This is a genomic window from Arthrobacter sp. SlRoot2-15, from assembly GCF_059739345.1.
In genome coordinates this window covers 251,578-269,913 of record NZ_AP046058.1, presented here as the reverse complement: position 1 = coordinate 269,913, position 18,336 = coordinate 251,578, and the positions used below count along the sequence as shown (strand labels likewise).

Annotated in this window: 12 protein-coding genes, 1 tRNA gene and 1 pseudogene; 10 read left to right on the top strand and 4 right to left on the bottom strand. The window is 67.2% G+C overall.

Going from position 1 to position 18,336, the window contains the following annotated elements:
* Positions 1-89 precede the first annotated feature (89 nt).
* From AC6I9V_RS01240 to pyk, 8 genes are all read left to right on the top strand, one after another.
* Positions 90-377, top strand: a complete 288-nt coding sequence (locus tag AC6I9V_RS01240; protein WP_349411796.1) for an HGxxPAAW family protein — start codon at positions 90-92, stop codon at positions 375-377.
* 2 nt (positions 378-379) lie between these two features.
* Positions 380-1,195 carry an indole-3-glycerol phosphate synthase TrpC gene (gene trpC / locus AC6I9V_RS01235; protein ID WP_497898046.1) on the top strand — a complete coding sequence of 272 codons (816 nt, stop codon included), beginning with the start codon at positions 380-382 and terminating at the stop codon, positions 1,193-1,195.
* Positions 1,196-1,287: 92 nt separating this feature from the next.
* Positions 1,288-2,634 carry a tryptophan synthase subunit beta gene (gene trpB, locus AC6I9V_RS01230; RefSeq protein WP_349411794.1) on the top strand — a complete coding sequence of 449 codons (1,347 nt, stop codon included), beginning with the start codon at positions 1,288-1,290 and terminating at the stop codon, positions 2,632-2,634.
* Entirely contained in the window at positions 2,631-3,473 is an 843-nt protein-coding gene (gene trpA, locus AC6I9V_RS01225; protein WP_497898045.1) for a tryptophan synthase subunit alpha, read from the top strand. The genes trpB and trpA overlap by 4 nt, the downstream gene beginning before the upstream one ends.
* Positions 3,474-3,476: 3 nt before the next feature.
* On the top strand, positions 3,477-4,763 hold the full coding sequence (gene lgt, locus AC6I9V_RS01220) for a prolipoprotein diacylglyceryl transferase (RefSeq protein ID WP_497898044.1): 1,287 nt from the start codon (positions 3,477-3,479) through the stop codon (positions 4,761-4,763).
* A gap of 263 nt (positions 4,764-5,026) precedes the next feature.
* Positions 5,027-9,643: a glutamate synthase large subunit gene (gltB, locus tag AC6I9V_RS01215; protein WP_497898043.1), complete on the top strand. Its 4,617-nt coding sequence runs from the start codon at positions 5,027-5,029 to the stop codon at positions 9,641-9,643.
* On the top strand, positions 9,636-11,093 hold the full coding sequence (locus tag AC6I9V_RS01210) for a glutamate synthase subunit beta (RefSeq protein ID WP_146337749.1): 1,458 nt from the start codon (positions 9,636-9,638) through the stop codon (positions 11,091-11,093). Before gltB ends, AC6I9V_RS01210 begins: the two co-directional genes overlap by 8 nt.
* A 92-nt stretch (positions 11,094-11,185) precedes the next feature.
* Complete coding sequence (gene pyk, locus AC6I9V_RS01205; protein ID WP_497898042.1) at positions 11,186-12,685, top strand: pyruvate kinase; 1,500 nt, start codon at positions 11,186-11,188, stop codon at positions 12,683-12,685.
* Between the two features lie 91 nt (positions 12,686-12,776).
* Here the strand turns inward: pyk and AC6I9V_RS01200 are convergent, their stop codons facing one another.
* Positions 12,777-13,382, bottom strand: coding sequence for an ANTAR domain-containing response regulator (locus tag AC6I9V_RS01200; protein ID WP_056739732.1), 606 nt, complete (start codon positions 13,380-13,382; stop codon positions 12,777-12,779).
* 208 nt (positions 13,383-13,590) lie between these two features.
* Between AC6I9V_RS01200 and AC6I9V_RS01195 the strand changes: the two genes are divergently transcribed.
* Positions 13,591-13,672: transfer RNA gene (locus AC6I9V_RS01195), tRNA-Leu, on the top strand.
* Positions 13,673-13,954: 282 nt separating this feature from the next.
* On the opposite strand, the gene AC6I9V_RS01190 is transcribed toward AC6I9V_RS01195, so the two are convergent.
* From AC6I9V_RS01190 to AC6I9V_RS01180, 3 genes and pseudogenes are all read right to left on the bottom strand, one after another.
* Positions 13,955-14,386: a hypothetical protein gene (locus AC6I9V_RS01190; protein WP_497898041.1), complete on the bottom strand. Its 432-nt coding sequence runs from the start codon at positions 14,384-14,386 to the stop codon at positions 13,955-13,957.
* A 252-nt stretch (positions 14,387-14,638) separates the two neighbouring features.
* Positions 14,639-14,928, bottom strand: a pseudogene (locus AC6I9V_RS01185) (transposase); the annotation flags it as partial.
* Positions 14,929-15,250: 322 nt separating this feature from the next.
* Entirely contained in the window at positions 15,251-16,459 is a 1,209-nt protein-coding gene (locus AC6I9V_RS01180) for an AbrB family transcriptional regulator (RefSeq protein ID WP_497900224.1), read from the bottom strand.
* A 762-nt stretch (positions 16,460-17,221) separates the two neighbouring features.
* Between AC6I9V_RS01180 and AC6I9V_RS01175 the strand changes: the two genes are divergently transcribed.
* Positions 17,222-18,292, top strand: coding sequence for an endonuclease/exonuclease/phosphatase family protein (locus AC6I9V_RS01175; protein ID WP_497898040.1), 1,071 nt, complete (start codon positions 17,222-17,224; stop codon positions 18,290-18,292).
* Positions 18,293-18,336: the final 44 nt, after the last annotated feature.

The window sequence follows — 18,336 nt, the reverse complement described above, 5'->3', positions numbered from 1 at the left end:
CGCGGCCTGGCAGCCCGCCCGGTAACGCGGCCAATGACGCCGCCAAAAAATGGCAGAATGTAAGCAGTATTGATCCTGAGGAGAATTCCATGAGCAAAGCCCCTGTTTCCGCACCCAAGCCCGCCGCCGGCACCGGCGTCTACGACGGCGTCGACCACAGCGAGCCCACCGGCCACGGCAACAGCCCGGCGGCCTGGACCACCGTGATCATCATGCTGGTCGGCGCCCTCATCGCCTGCATCGCCTTCGTGATCGCCAACACCCCGATCTTCATCGCCGGTGCCGTCGTGATGCTGGTCGGCCTCGTGGTGGGCTTTGCCATGCGCAAGGCCGGTTACGGCGTCGGCGGCAGCAAGCTGAAGAACTCCGGCCACTAGAAGTGAGCGTTCTCGATGACATCAATGCCGGTGTCAGGGAGGATATGGAGGCCCGCCAGCGCCTCGTCACGCTCGCCGAACTGAAGGACCGTGCCGCGGCAGCAGCCCCGGCGCGAGACGCCTGGGCCGCCCTGGGCGGACCCTCGGACCGGAACCAGCTCAAGGTGATCGCCGAAATCAAGCGGCGCAGCCCCTCCAAGGGCGCGCTGGCGAGCATCGCGGACCCTGCCTCCCTTGCCGTGCAGTACGCCGACGGCGGCGCGGCCGTGATCAGCGTCCTGACCGAGCAACGCCGATTCAACGGATCACTCGCCGACCTTGACGCGGTCCGGGCAGCCGTGGACATCCCGCTGCTGCGCAAGGACTTTATGATCGACGAGTACCAGATCTGGGAGGCCCGTGCCCACGGCGCCGACCTGATCCTGCTGATCGTCGCCTCGCTTTCCGACGCGCAGCTGCACGAGTACAGCGCCCTCAGCCGCGAGCTGGGAATGAACGTACTCGTCGAGACCCACACCGCCGGCGAAGTCGAACGCGCCGTGGCCGCCGGGGCCCGGATCATCGGCGTCAACGTCCGAAACCTCAAGACGCTCGACGTCGACCGCTCCCTGTTCGCGGAGCTCGCCGCCGGCATCCCCGCGGGAGCCCTCGTTGTGGGCGAATCCGGGGTCCGCGGCGTCGACGACGTCCGGCACTATGCGGCCAGCGGCGCCAACGCCGTCCTGGTGGGCGAGGCTCTGGTCAGCGACGCAACCCCGCGCGAACGGATCGCCGAATTCATGGCCGCCGGAGCCGAAGAAATCGCCGCACGCTCCTGACCCGCGGCCGGGCCGGGGAACCGGCCGCAGACCGCGGTACGTCCGTGCGGAACCGAAGACCTAGATAGCAGTGGAACAGGATGGTGAGACTGATGGTCGATGCGCCAGCAGCCGGCTCAGACGAAAACCCCGTGGACGCCTTCCTGGAGGGCAGCCGGCCAGATGAGGACGGACCGCAGAGCGCGCCCTCCCTGCGCCACGCCCCGGGACCCTACTTCGGCTCCTACGGCGGCCGCTGGATGCCCGAGTCCCTGATCGCCGCGCTGGACGAACTCGAGGACACCTTCGAGAAGGCCAAGGCGGACCCCGAATTCACCGCCCAGATCGCGGACCTGAACAAGAACTACTCCGGCCGGCCGTCCCTGCTCACCGAGGCCAAGCGCTTCGCCGAGCACGCCGGGGGAGTCCGCATCTTCCTCAAGCGCGAGGACCTGAACCACACCGGCTCGCACAAGATCAACAACGTGCTGGGCCAGGCGCTGCTCGCCAAGCGCATGGGCAAGACCCGGGTCATCGCCGAGACCGGCGCCGGCCAGCACGGCGTCGCCAGCGCCACCGCCGCCGCCCTGCTGGGCCTGGAGTGCGTGGTCTACATGGGCGCCGAGGACTGCCGCCGCCAGGCCCTCAACGTGGCCCGGATGGAGCTCCTCGGGGCCACCGTTATTCCGGTGACCAACGGGTCGCAGACGCTCAAGGACGCCATCAACGAGGCGCTCCGGGACTGGGTGGCCAACGTCGGCAACACCCACTACCTGCTCGGCACGGCCGCCGGGGCGCACCCGTTCCCGGCCATGGTCCGCTACTTCCACGAAGTGATCGGCGAGGAGGCCCGCGCCCAGATCCTGGAGCAGACCGGCCGGCTGCCGGACGCCGTCTGTGCCTGCATTGGCGGCGGCTCCAACGCCATCGGCATCTTCCACGGCTTCCTGGACGATCCCTCGGTGAAGATCTACGGCTTCGAGGCCGGCGGCGAGGGCGTTGAAACCGGCCGGCACGCGGCCACAATCACCCTGGGCAAGCCCGGCGTGCTGCACGGAGCCCGCTCCTACCTCATGCAGGACGACGACGGCCAGACCATCGAGTCGCACTCCATCTCGGCCGGCCTGGACTACCCGGGCGTCGGACCCGAGCACTCCTACCTCGCCGACATCGGCCGGGTCAGCTACGCGCCCATCACGGACAGCGAAGCCATGGAAGCCTTCCGGCTGCTCTGCCGCACCGAAGGCATCATCCCGGCCATCGAATCCGCGCACGCCCTGGCCGGCGCCATGAAGGTGGGCCAGCGGCTCGCCGCGGAAGGCCCCGCCGCAGACAAGATCGTGGTCGTGAACCTCTCCGGCCGCGGCGACAAGGACGTGGCCACCGCCGCGGAATGGTTCAACCTGCTGGACAAGGATTCGCCCGAAGCCGAGATCGCCCAGGAAGGGGAGCAGCTGTGAGCAGCGACAACAGCCCCGAAACCAGCACCGGGAGCACGGCTCCCGGCGCCAGCAAGTCCGCGGCCGCCATCGACCGGGCCAAGGCCCAGGGCCGGTCCGCCCTCATCGGCTACCTGCCCGCCGGCTACCCCAGTGTCGAAGACACCATCGCCGCGGGCATTGCCCTGGCCGAAAACGGCGCCGACCTGATCGAGATCGGCATCCCCTACTCCGACCCGGTGATGGACGGCCAGGTCATCCAGGCCGCCACCACCGAGGCCCTCTCCAAGGGCTTCCACGTCAGCCAGGTGTTCGACGTCGTCCGCGGCATCACCAGCAAGACCGAAGCCGCGGTCCTGGTCATGACCTACTGGAACCCCGTGGTCCGGATGGGCGTCGACGAGTTTTCCCGCCGGCTCGCCGAAGCCGGGGGAGCGGGACTCATCACCCCGGACCTGATCCCGGACGAGGCCGCGGAATGGATGGCCGCCTCGGATAAGTACGGCCTGGACCGCGTGTTCCTCGTGGCACCGTCCTCCTCGCCGGAACGGATGAAGCGCACCGTGGACGCCAGCCGCGGCTTCGTCTACGCCGTCTCCATCATGGGCGTCACCGGCGCCCGCACCTCCGTCAGCTCCGCCGCCAAAGACGTCGTCGCCGCAGCCCACGCCGCGGGCGCCGAGCGGGTCTGCGTCGGCCTGGGCGTCTCCAACGCCGGCCACGTCCGCGAAATCGCGGCCTACGCGGACGGAGTAATCGTCGGCACGGCCCTCGTCGCGGCAATCGGTGAGGGCGGCGTGGATGCGGTAGCGTCCTTGACGAAAGAGCTCAGCACCGGCCTTACCAAGGAAGAAGCGTAAGCAATGCAGTCAGTCCTCCACGCGGCAGCGATGGTTCCCGCGAGCATTCCGAGCCCGGACTGGTCCGGCTTCGACATCCCGCTGCCCTGGGGGTCCCTGCGCATCCATGCCTACGCGCTGTGCATCCTGGCCGGCATCATCGCCGGGCTCTGGCTCACCTCGGTGCGCTGGGCCCGCCGCGGCGCGCCTGAAGGCAGCGTCTGGGACATCGCCATCTGGGCAATCCCCTTCGGCATCATCGGCGGCCGGCTCTACCACGTCGTGTCGTCGCCGGACGCCTACTTCGGCCCCGGCTTCGACGGCACCGGCGACCTGTCCCTGATTCCGCAGATCCAGCGCGGCGGCCTCGGCATCTGGGGCGCCGTGGTACTCGGCGCCTTCGGCGCCTGGATCGGCTGCCGCCGGGCCGGGGTGAAGCTCAGCGCGTTCGTGGACGCCGCGGCCCCCGGGCTGCTGCTGGCGCAGGCGATCGGCCGCTGGGGCAACTATTTCAACCAGGAACTTTTCGGCGGCCCCACCACGCTGCCGTGGGGGCTGCAGATCGACGCCGACAACCCCAACTTCCCGGCCGGCATGCCCGCCGACACCCTGTTCCACCCCACGTTCCTCTACGAGTCCGTCTGGAACCTCGTGGGCGTCGGCATCCTGCTCCTGCTGGACCGCCGCTTCAACTTCCGCCGCGGCCGCCTCTTCTGGCTCTACGCCATCTACTACACGCTGGGACGCGTCTGGATCGAGGCCATGCGGATCGATGACGCTGAGCAGATCAACCTCTTCGGCATCACCACGCGCCTCAATGTCTGGACCAGCATCTTTGTGCTCCTCGCGGCCCTGGTGGCGTTCATTGTCCTGGGCCTGCGCAAGCGCGACGTGCCGGACAGCCCCTACCTGCCGGGCCGTGAGCCGGAGCCGGCAGCCGTGGCGGAGGACAGCGACGCCGACGCCGATAAGGTCGACGCCGACGACGACGCGGAGGTAGACGAACGGGGCGCCGCCCAGGTCGACGCCGTCGAACACGACGACGCCGAGGCGGAAGCGAAGCAGGACGCCGTCAAACACGACGATGAGAAGGTCGCGGTTCCTGTCCGCCATTCGGACTCTGCTGTCTCAGATACTGAGTCGCATGATAATCTCCCGGAGAACCAAAGCGGTCCGCGCCGCGCTCCGGCCCCGGCCGTTGCCGCCGCGGAATCCACCGGCGGCAGCAAAGCCGCCCAGGGAGAACCCGAAGCCGGAGCACCCGGCCGCCGGGCCTCCGGAACCGCGCCGGAGGCTGAGGGCACCAAGTAGCTCAGCACCGGAAATCGGGCTGCAGGGCGACCGCCGGCTGGGCCCGAGTCCACAGCGTCGTGGCACCAGGGTGGCAACGCACAGCAGACAGCTGGACGCTATGCAAACCCGGGCCGGCGGCCCGCGTAACTGTTAGTGCAGGAAGCGGCGCTGGCCTACAATTCGAGTAGGAAAATCACGTTGTTGTGCCCGTCACACCGGCGCACCGATTCGGGCCAATGTTGTCCCTCCCATACGCACGATCAGGAGGAAGGACGTCTCCCATGACCCAAACCCTGCACAGCCCCAGCTGGTCCGGTCCGGAACAGCCCGCCACGGCGATCTCGCCGTTCAAGCGGTTCGCGGCGCTGCCCGATGCCGCCGGTCTTTACAACCCGGAGCAGGAGAAGGACGCCTGCGGACTCGCCATCATCGCCACGCTGCGCGGCGAACCCGGCTACGACATTGTGGACGCCGCCCTGACCGCCCTGCGCAACCTCGAGCACCGCGGTGCCGTCGGCGCCGATGAGGGAACCGGCGACGGCGCCGGCCTCCTCATGCAGGTCCCCGACGAGTTCTTCCGCGCGGTCACCGATTTCGAGCTCCCCGCCGCCGGCCAGTACGTGGTCGGCACCGCGTTCCTGCCGGCCGAACAGCGCGAGTCCGACGCCGCCAAGGCCGGCATCGAGGGCCTCGCGGCCGACGAGGGCCTGACCGTCCTGGGCTGGCGCGAGGTCCCGATCGTGGCCGACCTCGTCGGCGCCATGGCCCGGGCCTGCATGCCGTACTTCGCCCAGCCGTTCTTCGCCTCCAGCACCGGAGAGACGCTCACCCGCAACGAACTCGACTCCCGGGCCTGGCGGATCCGCAAGCGCGCGCAGAACAAGTTCGGTGTGTACTTCCCCTCGCTGTCCTCCCGCACCATCGTCTACAAGGGCATGCTGACCACCGCGCAGCTCGAGCCGTTCTACCCGGACCTCTCGGACACCCGCTTCAAGACCAAGCTTGCGATCGTCCACTCGCGCTTCTCCACCAACACCTTCCCGTCCTGGCCGCTGGCCCAGCCGTTCCGCACCATCGCGCACAACGGCGAGATCAACACGGTCAAGGGCAACCGCAACTGGATGCGCGCCCGGCAGTCGCAGCTGGCCAACCCGCTGCTGGGGGACAGCCCCGAAGAGCTGTACCCGATCTGCACCCCGGGCGCCTCGGACTCGGCCTCCTTCGACGAGGTCGCCGAACTGCTCTGGCTCTCCGGCCGGCCCATCACGCACTCGATCATGATGATGATCCCCGAGGCCTGGGAAAACCACGCCACGATGGACCCCGCCCGGCGCGCGTTCTACGAGTACCACTCGCTGCTGATGGAGCCGTGGGACGGCCCCGCCGCCGTCTCCTTCACCGACGGCAACCTCGTCGGCGCCACCCTGGACCGCAATGGGCTGCGCCCGGGCCGGTACTGGATCACCGAGGACGGCCTGGTCGTCTTCGCCTCCGAGGTGGGCGTGATCGACGTCGAACCCGCCAAGGTGGTCAAGAAGGGCCGCGTCTCGCCCGGCAAGATGTTCCTCGTGGACACCGAAGCCGGCCGGATCATCGACGACTCCGAGGTCAAGGCCGAGGTCGCCGCGGCCAACCCTTGGGCCGAGTGGCTCAAGGACAACCTGATCGACCTCAAGGACCTGCCCGAACGCGAGCACGTGGTGCACACCGCGGCCTCGGTCAACATCCGCCAGCGCACCTTCGGCTACACCACCGAAGAACTGAAAATCTTGCTCGGCCCGATGGCCCGGACCGGCGCCGAACCGCTCGGCGCCATGGGATCGGACACTCCGGTTGCCGTGCTCTCCAAGCGTCCCCGGCTGCTCTTCGACTACTTCGTGCAGTCCTTCGCACAGGTCACCAACCCGCCGTTGGACGCCATCCGCGAGGAACTGGTCACGTCCCTGACCTGCGCGATCGGCCCCAACGGCAACCTGCTGGACACTAAGCAGGTCCGCCAGCCGCAGGTCTCGCTGCCGTTCCCCGTGATCAACAACGACCAGCTCGCCAAGATCGCGAACATCGAGAACGCCGACGGCGACCGGGTCGCCATGAAGGTCCGCGGCCTGTACCGGCCCGACGGCGGCGAACACGCCCTGCGCGCCCGGCTGACCGAAATCTGCGAGCAGGTCTCCGGCGCGATCAACCGCGGCGTCCAGTACGTGGTGCTCTCGGACCGCGACTCGAACGCCCAGTGGGCACCCATCCCGTCCCTGCTGCTGGTCAGCGCCGTGCACCACCACCTGCTCCGCAGCGCCAACCGCACCAAGACCGCCCTGGTGGTCGAGGCCGGCGACGTGCGCGAAACCCACCACGTGGCCGTGCTGATCGGCTACGGCGCCTCCGCGGTGAACCCGTACCTGGCGATGGAATCGGTCGAGCAGCTCATTGCCTCCGGCGACGTCACCGGGGTCACCCCGCAGGACGGCGTCTACAACCTGATCAAGGGCCTCGGCAAGGGCGTCCTGAAGATCATGTCCAAGATGGGCATCTCCACGGTGGCTTCGTACACCGGCGCCCAGACCTTCGAGGCCCTCGGCCTCGGCCAGGACCTGGTGGACGAGTACTTCTCCGGCACGCACTCCCAGCTCGGCGGCGTCGGCCTCGACGTGATCGCGGCGGAGGTCGCGGCGCGGCACCGGATGGCCTACCCCGAGAACGGCATCGAACTGCCGCACCAGCCCCTGCTGGGCGGCGGCGAGTACCAGTGGCGCCGCGACGGCGAACCGCACCTGTTCAACCCGGAGACGGTGTTCCGGCTGCAGCACGCCACGCGGGAGCGCCGCTACGACATCTTCAAGTCCTACACCCGGGGCGTGGACGACCAGTCCACGAACCTGATGACCCTGCGCGGGCTGCTGAAGTTCAAGGACGGCCTGCGCCCGGCGGTCCCGCTCGAGGAAGTGGAGCCGGTCTCCAGCATCGTCAAGCGCTTCTCCACCGGCGCCATGAGCTACGGCTCCATCTCGCAGGAAGCGCACGAGACGCTTGCAATCGCGATGAACCGCCTCGGCGGCAAGTCCAACACCGGCGAAGGCGGCGAGGACGTGGACCGGCTGCTGGACCCGACCCGCCGCTCGGCGGTCAAGCAGATCGCCTCGGGCCGTTTCGGCGTCACCAGCCTGTACCTGACCAACGCCGACGACATCCAGATCAAGATGGCGCAGGGCGCGAAGCCCGGCGAGGGCGGCCAGCTGATGGCCCAGAAGGTCTACCCCTGGGTGGCCCGGACCCGGCACTCCACGCCTGGCGTCGGTCTCATTTCCCCGCCCCCGCACCACGACATCTACTCGATCGAGGACCTGGCGCAGCTGATCTACGACGCCAAGCGCGCCAACCCCTCGGCCCGGGTGCACGTCAAACTCGTCTCCGAGGTGGGCATCGGCACCGTTGCCGCCGGCGTGACCAAGGCGAAGGCCGACGTCGTGCTGGTCTCCGGCCACGACGGCGGCACCGGCGCCTCGCCGCTGAACTCGCTCAAGCACGCCGGTGTCCCGTGGGAACTCGGCCTCGCCGAGACGCAGCAGACCCTGATGCTCAACGGCCTGCGCGACCGCGTGGTGGTGCAGGTTGACGGCCAGCTCAAGACCGGCCGCGACGTGGTGATCGCCGCGCTGCTCGGCGGCGAGGAGTACGGCTTCGCCACCGCGCCGCTGGTGGTCTCCGGCTGCATCATGATGCGCGTCTGCCACCTGGACACCTGCCCGGTGGGCGTCGCGACGCAGAACCCCGAGCTGCGCTCACGCTTCACCGGCAAGCCCGAATTCGTGGTCAACTTCTTCGAGTTCCTTGCCGAGGAGGTCCGCGAAATCCTCGCGGAACTCGGCTTCCGGAGCCTGGAGGAGGCGATCGGCCACGCCGAAATGCTCGACACCCGCGAGGCGATCAGCCACTGGAAGGCCGAGGGGCTGGACCTGGACCCGATCCTGCACGGGCTCGAGTTCGACGACGACGCCCCGCTGCGCAACCTCACCGGCCAGAACCACGAGCTGGACAAGCACTTCGACCAGCGCCTGATCGCGATGGCCGCCGAGGCGCTGAGCGACCGCACCCCGGTGAAGATCGCCGTCGACGTGATCAACACGGACCGCTCCGTCGGCACCATGCTCGGCCACGTCGTCACCAAAACCTTCAGCACGGACGTGCTGGCCACCGACACGATCGACATCACGCTGACCGGCACCGCCGGGCAGTCGCTCGGCGCGTTCCTGCCGGCCGGTATTACGCTGCGGATGTTCGGCGACTCCAACGACTACGTCGGCAAGGGCCTCTCCGGCGGGCGGATCATCGTCCGTCCGGACCGCACCAACGTGTTCGCGGCGGAGCGGAACGTGATCGCGGGCAACGTGATCGGCTACGGCGCCACGAGCGGCGAGCTGTTCCTCCGCGGCCAGGTGGGGGAGCGCTTTATGGTGCGCAACTCCGGCGCCACCGCGGTGGTCGAAGGCATCGGCGACCATGGCTGCGAGTACATGACCGGCGGCCAGGCCCTTGTGATCGGCCGCACCGGACGCAACTTCGGCGCCGGCATGTCCGGCGGCACCGCCTACGTCCTGGACCTGCAGACCGAACGGGTCAACAAGCAGGCCCTCGACGCCGGCGAACTGCAGCTGCGCGAACTCGACGCCGAGGACCGCGACATTGTCCATGGCCTGCTGGTGAAGCACCTCGAGGAAACCGAGTCGCAGCACGCGGCCCGGCTGCTCGAGGACTTCGACGACACCGCAGCCCGTATTACCAAGGTGCTTCCGCGCGACTACGCGGCTGTCCTGCAAACCCGTCTTGACGCCATCGAAGAGGGCCTTGACCCCGACGGCGAAGAAGTTTGGTCTCGAATCCTGGAGGTGACCGGTGGCTGATCCACGCGGATTTCTGAAAGTACGCCAGCGTGAAACCCAGCCGCGCCGTCCTGTCCCGGTCCGCATCATGGACTGGAAAGAGGTTTACGAGGCCCAGGAAAAGGGTGTCCTGAAGAGCCAGGCTGGCCGCTGCATGGACTGCGGCGTCCCGTTCTGCCACCAGGGCTGCCCGCTGGGGAACCTCATCCCGGAGTGGAACGACCTCGTCTGGCGGGATAAGGGCGAGGAAGCGATGGAGCGGCTGCACGCCACCAACAACTTCCCCGAGTTCACCGGACGGCTCTGCCCGGCCCCCTGCGAGGCGTCCTGCGTGCTGGGCATCAACCAGCCGGCCGTGACCATCAAGCAGGTCGAGGTTTCGATCGTGGACCAGGCCTTCGACAACGGCTGGGTCACCCCGCTGCCGCCGGCCCGCCTGTCCGGCAAGACGGTCGCCGTCGTCGGCTCCGGCCCCGCCGGGCTCGCCGTCGCGCAGCAGCTGACCCGGGTGGGCCACACCGTCGCCGTCTACGAACGTGACGACAAGATCGGCGGGCTGCTCCGCTACGGCATCCCCGACTTCAAGATGGAAAAAGAGCACGTGGACCGCCGGCTGGAGCAGATGAAGGCCGAGGGCACCCGCTTCCGGACCGGCGTCGCCGTCGGCACCGACGTGACCTGGGAGCAGTTGCGCCGCCGGTACGACGCCGTCGTGGTCGCCACCGGCGCCACCGTCCCGCGGGACCTTCCCATCCCGGGCCGCGAGCTCGAGGGCGTGCACTTCGCGATGGACTACCTGGTCCCCGCCAACCGCGTGGTGGCCGGCGAGACCGTGGAGAACCAGATCAACGCCGCGGGCAAGCACGTGGTGATCCTCGGCGGCGGCGACACCGGCGCGGACTGCCTCGGCACCGCGCACCGGCACCAGGCCGCGTCCGTGACCACGCTCGCGATCGGCAAACAGCCGTCCGCCGAGCGGGCCGCGCACCAGCCCTGGCCGACGTTCCCCACCCTGTTCGAGGTGGCCAGCGCCCACGAGGAAGGCGGCGAACGCACCTACCTGGCGTCCACCGTCGAGTTCGTCGGCGAGAACGGCAAGCTGACCGGCGTGAAGGTCGCCGAAACCGAATTCGTCGACGGTAAGCGGCTGCCCAAGGCCGGCACCGAGCGGATCATCCCGGCGGACCTTGTGTTCCTGTCCCTCGGTTTTACCGGCGCCGAACCGGCCGGCATCACCGAGCAGGTCCACGCCGAATTCGACGGCCGCGGCAACGTGGCCCGGGACGGCTACTACATGACCAACACCGAAGGGGTCTTCGTCGCCGGAGACGCCGGCCGCGGCCAGTCCCTGATTGTCTGGGCGATCGCCGAGGGCCGAGCCTGCGCTGCCGCCGTGGACAAGTTCCTGATGGGCAGCACCATTCTCCCGGCGCCCGTGGCGCCGACCGACCGGGCGATCGCCGTCCTGTAGTCCGGCTCCGGCGCCTTCCGGGCCCGGGCCGGATGCCGGCCGTTCGTCCCCGCGACAACTTAAAACAACCAAGAGACAACTAGGGTAGGTATATGAGACGCGCTAAAATTGTGGCCACCTTCGGACCGGCGATCGCGAGCTTCGAGAACACACTCGCCGTGCTGGAAGCCGGGGTCGACGTGGCCCGGATGAACATGAGCCACGGAGACTACTCCGTGCACGACAACACCTACGACAACGTCCGCAAGGCCGCCGGGCAGCTCGGCAAGGCCGTTGCCATCATGGCTGACCTGCAGGGACCGAAGATCCGCCTCGGCCGTTTCGTGGACGGCCCGCACCTGCTCGCCGTCGGTGACACCTTCACGATCACCACCGAGGACGTTCCGGGCACCAAGGACATCTGCTCCACGACGCTCAAGAGCCTCACCGAGGACGTCAACCCCGGGGATGCGCTGCTGATCGACGACGGCAAGGTTGCCCTGCGCGCCGTCGAGGTCGACGACGTCAAGGTCGTCGCCACCGTGACCGTGGGCGGCTACGTCTCCAACAACAAGGGCATCAACCTGCCCGGCGTCGCCGTCAACGTCCCCGCGCTGAGCGAAAAGGACGAGGACGACCTGCGCTGGGCCATGCGCCGCGGGGTGGACATGGTGGCCCTGTCGTTCGTCCGCGACGCCTCGGACATCAAGCGCGTCCACGAAATCATGGACGAAGAAGGCCGCCGCGTGCCGGTGATCGCCAAGATCGAAAAGCCGCAGGCCGTGGAGCAGCTCCCCGAGATCATCGACGCCTTCGACGCCATCATGGTGGCCCGCGGCGACCTCGGTGTGGAGCTCCCGCTCGAGGAAGTGCCGATCGTGCAGAAGCGCGCCGTCGAGCTCGCCCGCCGCTGGGCGAAGCCGGTCATCGTGGCCACCCAGGTGCTCGAATCCATGATCGACAACCCGCGCCCGACGCGCGCCGAGGCCTCCGACTGCGCCAACGCCGTGCTCGACGGCGCGGACGCTGTGATGCTCTCGGGCGAGACCAGCGTGGGCAAGTTCCCGATCGAGACCGTCAAGACCATGGCCCGGATCATCGAATCCACCGAGGTCCACGGCCTGGAGCGCGTCCCGCCGCTGGGCACCAAGCCCAAGACCCGCGGTGGCGCGATCACCCGTGCCGCCGTCGAAATCGCCGACCAGCTGGAAGCGAAGTACATCTGTACCTTCACCCAGTCCGGCGACTCCGCCCGCCGGCTGTCCCGGCTGCGCCCGATCCGCCCGGTCTTCGCTTTCACCCCGGTGGAGCACGTCTGGAACCAGCTCGCGCTGACCTGGGGCATCCAGCCGGTGCTGGTCCCGATGGTGGGCCACACCGACGAGATGACCGCCCAGGTTGACCGCAGCCTGCTCGAGATGGACCTCGTCGACGACGGCGACATGGTGGTCATCGCGGCCGGTTCGCCTCCCGGCAAGGCCGGTTCCACGAATATGCTGAAGGTCCACAAGGTGGGCGACCTCGCCGACGCCGGCAGCCACGGCGAGAACGCCGGAGCCAAGGACAAGCTCGGCCCCTGGCCCGAAAAGAAGAAGAAGACCACCAAGATCTAGTTCTTCCCCGGTATGGCAAAAAGGGAGGGTCCCCGCCGCTGATGTATAGCGGCGGGGACCCTCCCTTTTTGTTGGTTTCTCTGCGGAGTGCCTAGTTGACCTGGTTGATGATGGTCTCGGCGACCTCGCGCATGCTGAGGCGGCGGTCCATCGAGGTCTTCTGGATCCAGCGGAAGGCCTCCGGCTCCGTCAGGCCCATCTTCGTGGTGAGCAGGCTCTTGGCGCGCTCCACGAGCTTGCGGGTGGCGAACTGTTCCTGCAGGTCGCTGACTTCGCTTTCGAGGGCCTTGATTTCCTCGTGCCGGGACAGGGCGATCTCCAGGGCCGGGATCAGGTCCGCCGGGGTGAAGGGTTTGACCACGTAGGCCATGGCGCCGGCGTCGCGGGCCCGCTCGACGAGTTCTTTCTGGCTGAAGGCGGTCAGCAGCACCACGGGGGCGATCCGGGCCTTGACGATCTTTTCGGCGGCGGAAATGCCGTCCATCACGGGCATCTTGACGTCCATCAGGACCAGGTCCGGCTTCAGTTCTTCTGCGAGCTGGACGGCCTTCTCGCCGTTGTCCGCTTCGCCGACGACGTCGTAGCCCTCACCGCGCAGGATCTCGATGATGTCCAGGCGGATGAGGGTCTCATCCTCTGCGACCACGACGCGGCGCGCCGGCTGGGAAGTGGGGGTTGACTCCGTCTGTTCTGACACGGGAACTCCTTGTAAAGGTACGGCGGGCGGCGAGCCATTCTGTGGCGCGTCCGCTGGTGTACTGGGGGCCGGTTGGGATCGATGCGGCGTCACTGGCGCGATTCTGGAATTCAGCCTATCTGCATGTAGAGTAATTTCGCGCACCGGAAGCGATCGCGTTGCTCACAGCACCCCTGGGGCACGCAATATGACAGCCGGTGTACTCCGCGCCCGAGTGGCGGAATTGGCAGACGCGCCGCACTCAAAATGCGGTATCGAAAGGTGTGTGGGTTCGAGTCCCACCTCGGGCACAGTGTTTTCCCTGTTCAGAGGCTTGTGGGCCTCTGGAGGTGGACAACCTGTTCGCCTGAGAGGTATGGCCGAGTCCTTCGCCGGTAACGGCGTTCACCATGTCGGCCCCGGCCGCGGCCACCACCAGAAGGTAAGTGCCAGAACCTCGCCGAACAGCCGGCGGGAGGCGTTCCGGGGTTTGTCAAAATTCGCGGATCAAGTGGTGGTCCTGGAGGGATAGTCCCGGATGGGTCCGTATCCCGAGCGATTCCGCTGGAGCGTTCGTGGGCATCGATTCCGGCCTAGAATCGGGCGATCCGCGCGGAAACGGCCGTGTCTTCACTCAGGTGATAGGACGCGCAGATTCGATGGTAGCCGTCGGCGATCCGGGCGGTCGTCCCGTGCTTGGCGCTTCCGCGGATAACCAGGCACGGCGAGAGTGCTGTGCCGGCTCTGACCCTGCCAAGTTCCTTGGCGACGTCCAGGTCATCGGCGGGCAGCAACGGCAGTCCCGCTGCACGCAAGAGGTCCTTGGCCTTGAACGTTTCGGTCGCCGCCTCCTCGAAGGCCGTGATCGCCCTGGCGACAGCAGCGGGACCGGCGATCAGGGACAGGTAGGAGGATGCGGCCGGATAGTCGTGCTGCTGCGGCTCCTTCATCCAGTTCACGGAAACAGGGGCTGCTGCCGATTTGGGAGCATCTTTTGGTTTGGAAGGGCTGTTTTGCTTGGCCATGGTTACATATCCTTCTTCGCTTTGAGGTCATCCGGTACCGCCCGTGCTCCGGATTATCCTCCGGCCCGTCGGCGAATCGCCAGACCGGCTGGCCCGGCTCTGCCTGCTCTGCTGGGCCGTGATGTCTTCGACGCCGGCGACGATTCCGGATCCGGACCCGCCAGCGCCGGCAATGTCCGCTTCCGCCGTCCCGCCCACCCTTGCACACCGGACGGCTCCCTCGGGACGAGGGTGTATGTCATATGTTGATGGTCAGCGGCTGCTGGTGGATAGTCGGCCGTCGAAAGTGATTTCGAAGGTGTTCAGGGCGGCCTTCCAGCGTGGGTCCATCTGGCCCGGCCCTTGCCGGTGGGGCCCAAGGCCATGACCGCGAGGGAGACGCATTTCAATTCGGCCTGTTCTTTGGGGAACTACCCGCGGGCGTTGACGGACTTGCGGATCAGCGCGTTCACCGACTCGGCGGCGTTCGTGGCGCACACAACTCGGCGGAGCTCCGCGTCGAACTGCAGGAGCGGGACGAACTCGGCCCCCGCGTCGGACCAGGGGCAGAATGTGAAAAAGTGAAATATCCAACGCTAAGGTTTGCCGTGCGGCGCAAGGTCCCGTGGTTGCCCGGTTGGGGTATCCCAATGGGATTCAAACGGTTCTTCCAGTGCCAGGCGATGCAAGACATCTCTACTCGCCCTATCCCTGAGCCTCAAGCCACAGCAAGCGGTCCCAATGCGCCTTATGAATTGTCCCTGAGCAGCTGGCGGAATTGACCGAGTTCGGCCGGGCGGCGAGGACGTGGCGACGATGTCGCGAGCCCGGGGCTCCCGCGCACTGTCTGCGTCGGTCACGACGCCGTGGTGTGTTGGGCCTTTGTCAGGAGACGGCTGACTCGGTCACGATCGGGAGATGCTTAGAGGCGGCGGGCTCGGGTTTCAGCGTTGATGTGGTCTTGCGGGCCAGCCAACTGATGATGGGCGGGGTCACGAGCATGACTATGAGGAGGCGCGTGCTCTGGACGGTCGAAATGGCGGGGAGGTTCGTATCCATGGACGCAGCCGTGGCCAGCACCGCGTTGATGCCGCCCGGCGTCGTCGCGAGGTAGGCGTCAACCAGGGGAAGGCCCAGGCCTGCCGAGAACGCCCAGGCCAGGCCTCCGCACCCGAGGCAGACAGCCACGGTCCAGAGCAAGACGTGGGGGAACAGCCTGCCGATGCTCCGCACGGAGGCCCAGGTAAACTTCAAACCAACTTCAAGGCCCACCAGTGTGAAGAGGAGGCTGCGCAGCACGCCGTCTGGCGCGAAGCCCTCCGCGGTTCCCGTGAACACGAACAATGCGGTTATGACCATCGGCCCGAGCAGCGCGGGGGCTGGTATCGAAAAGTGTTTGCCGGCCCTGACCCCGAGGATGCAGACGGCGGCCAGCATGAGCAGGCCCGGGAGCTGATGCGCGCCTTGTGAGAGGTGAAGGATCCGATAGGGATCGGCCCAGAGCGGCGCGCCCCCAGAGCTCGCGTTTCCATCCGCGGCCGGGTGGATGGCGGTGGCTACCACGGGCGCCGTGAAAGCCACGAGGGCGACCCGAAGGTACTGCGAGAAGGCTACGAGGCGGGAGTCGGCGCCCAGATCCTCTGCGGCAGCGACGATGGCCGCGGAACCGCCGGGCACCAGGCTCAGCGCACCTTCAGCAAGACTTGTACGACCCCATCTGGCCAGGAGAGCTCCGGCCATGAGACACAGCCCAATGGTCAGGATGGTCACCGCCGTCATAGGCAACGCCGTGGCACCGGCTGATTGCAAGGCCGCCGGGGTGACGTAGCTGCCCATGAGAACGCCGATTCCGGCCTGCGAGGCCACTGCCGCCGGCTTCGGCAGCTGCCGCTTGACCGCCCCTGAGAGGGCAGCAGCAGCACCGACCACGAGCGCCACCAGCAGATGAGGCGCCGGTAGGTCAAGTATCGAAGCGGCCTCGCCCAGAGCGAAGGCAACCCCTCCCAACGCCAGCCACAAGGCCGCGGACGCCGCACCATGTCGGCCGAGCGGTCCGACCGGAAGCCATCGCCATGGGCCTACCGCTGGCGGCATCATTGTTGCGGCTATAGTTCCTCGGTTGAACATAGGCATTCCTCCGGTTGCTGTTCACCGGCCCCATTGCCCCTGACGCGAACTACTTTCCGGGCCGCAACTGACGGACGAAGAAATTGGGGATTAATTCCGGTCTCAGGTTGGATAAAGGTTCAAGGGACGGCAGTGAGATGGCCCACTCCTAGGCCGTGCTTGAACTCTGCCGGGAACCGGCCTGCGCGGGCGTCCTCGCGGTAGTAAGCTGCTGATCCGCGGCCCTGGCAAGCGGCGGGTGGTAGCCAACGGTTGATGACGGGGTGCCGGTGAGCGCGCCGATCCGCGGCGCTGTGAGCCCGTCCCGGTACATCCGCACCCATTCCTCGTTGGGTGCTCTGCCCCAGTCCTGCAATGTCATCCAACCATCCTGCCACCGGCCCGCGGCAGTCACTGGTTTCCGAGCCGGGATGCGCAATTCCAGGGCATCCACCGTGTAGTTCCGGACCAGATAGTAATCATCAACTGACGAGGGGGGATGCCCCCGGATTTGTTGACTCCTTGACCTGGCGAGCGGGTGCCGCAAAGGCCATGAAATCGGGAACAGCGGCCGCGGTTGGTTGGCGGCGGTTTCCTGGTGCGTAGCCGGCTTATGGCAATCCGACGCCGACGCCGGCGGCGAAGTCGTCCGTTCGCATGGCGTTAACCCGACTCCAACTACGAAGGGAACTTCGTATTCACGCAAGCTCAATAGCGTTTGAGGCCCAATCCATGCGAGGAAGGAAAACGATGAACCAGGTGTCGCGTCGTAGCGTTGTCCGAGGAATTACTGGTGCTGCGGCGCTTGGGGCGTTGTCCATGGCAGGAGCCGCCTCGGCTACGGCGTCTTCGTCCGAGTCCACGCTCAAGGTCCTGGTGATCAATGCCTGGTTCGGCGGCACGCAGGTCCCCGGCGGTGTTGGCATGATCGCTGACATCATCAAGGCATCCGGCGCCACCCTGGTCTTTATAGCGGAGGCCAGCGAGACGACGCCGGATATCGTGGCGAAGCTCAATGCCTCCGGCCTGGACTTTCAGCACAAGAGGACCGGGGACAACGCGATCGTTTCGGTCTACCCGATCGGTGAGGCGACCACACTTCCTTATATGACCAAGGCGGTCGTGACAGTGGGCTCTGTTGAAATCGCCGCCTATGCAGCTCATTTGCAATACCAGTGGTACGCAACGTACTTGCCCCGCGCTTATGGCCCTGGCGCGCCGAGCGGTGAGTTTTCCGAGTACGGCTGGAACAAGATTCCCAGCGGTCCGGTCACCGATGCGGCGGCAGTTGCCCGGGTCAATGAGGCTTCTGGACGGCCGCAGGTGATCGCACGGTTCATCGCGGATGCGGCCAAGGAGCGGGAACTTGGACGCCTCGTAATCCTCGGCGGTGACTTCAACGAGCCTTCGACGTTGGATTGGACGCGCCGAACTGCGCAGCTTTTCGACCACAATGGTGTTGTTCTGCCCTGGGCCTCGACGCAGGCGCTCGACGATGCCGGGTTCGTGGATGCCTATCGGCGCCAGCACCCCAACCCGGTCACGCATCCTGGGTTCACGTGGCCCGCGAGCAATCCCAACGCCGCAGTCGACTCGCTGACTTGGGCGCCGGAGGCGGACGAACGGGACCGGATTGACTACGTCTTCCACCACCCGGATGCCCGATTGAAGCTGAAGGATGCGCAAGTCGTAGGCCCGCGGGAATCGATTGTGCGGAATCAGCGGGTTGCCGAGTCCGGGAAGGACCAGTTCTTGCTGGCTGATGTGCCGTGGCCGACGGACCACAAGGCTGTTCTGGCGAGCTACACAGTGCGAGGATAGGGGCCATTCGCCTGGGGCTTAGTGGCCGTTATTCAAGAGGTCAA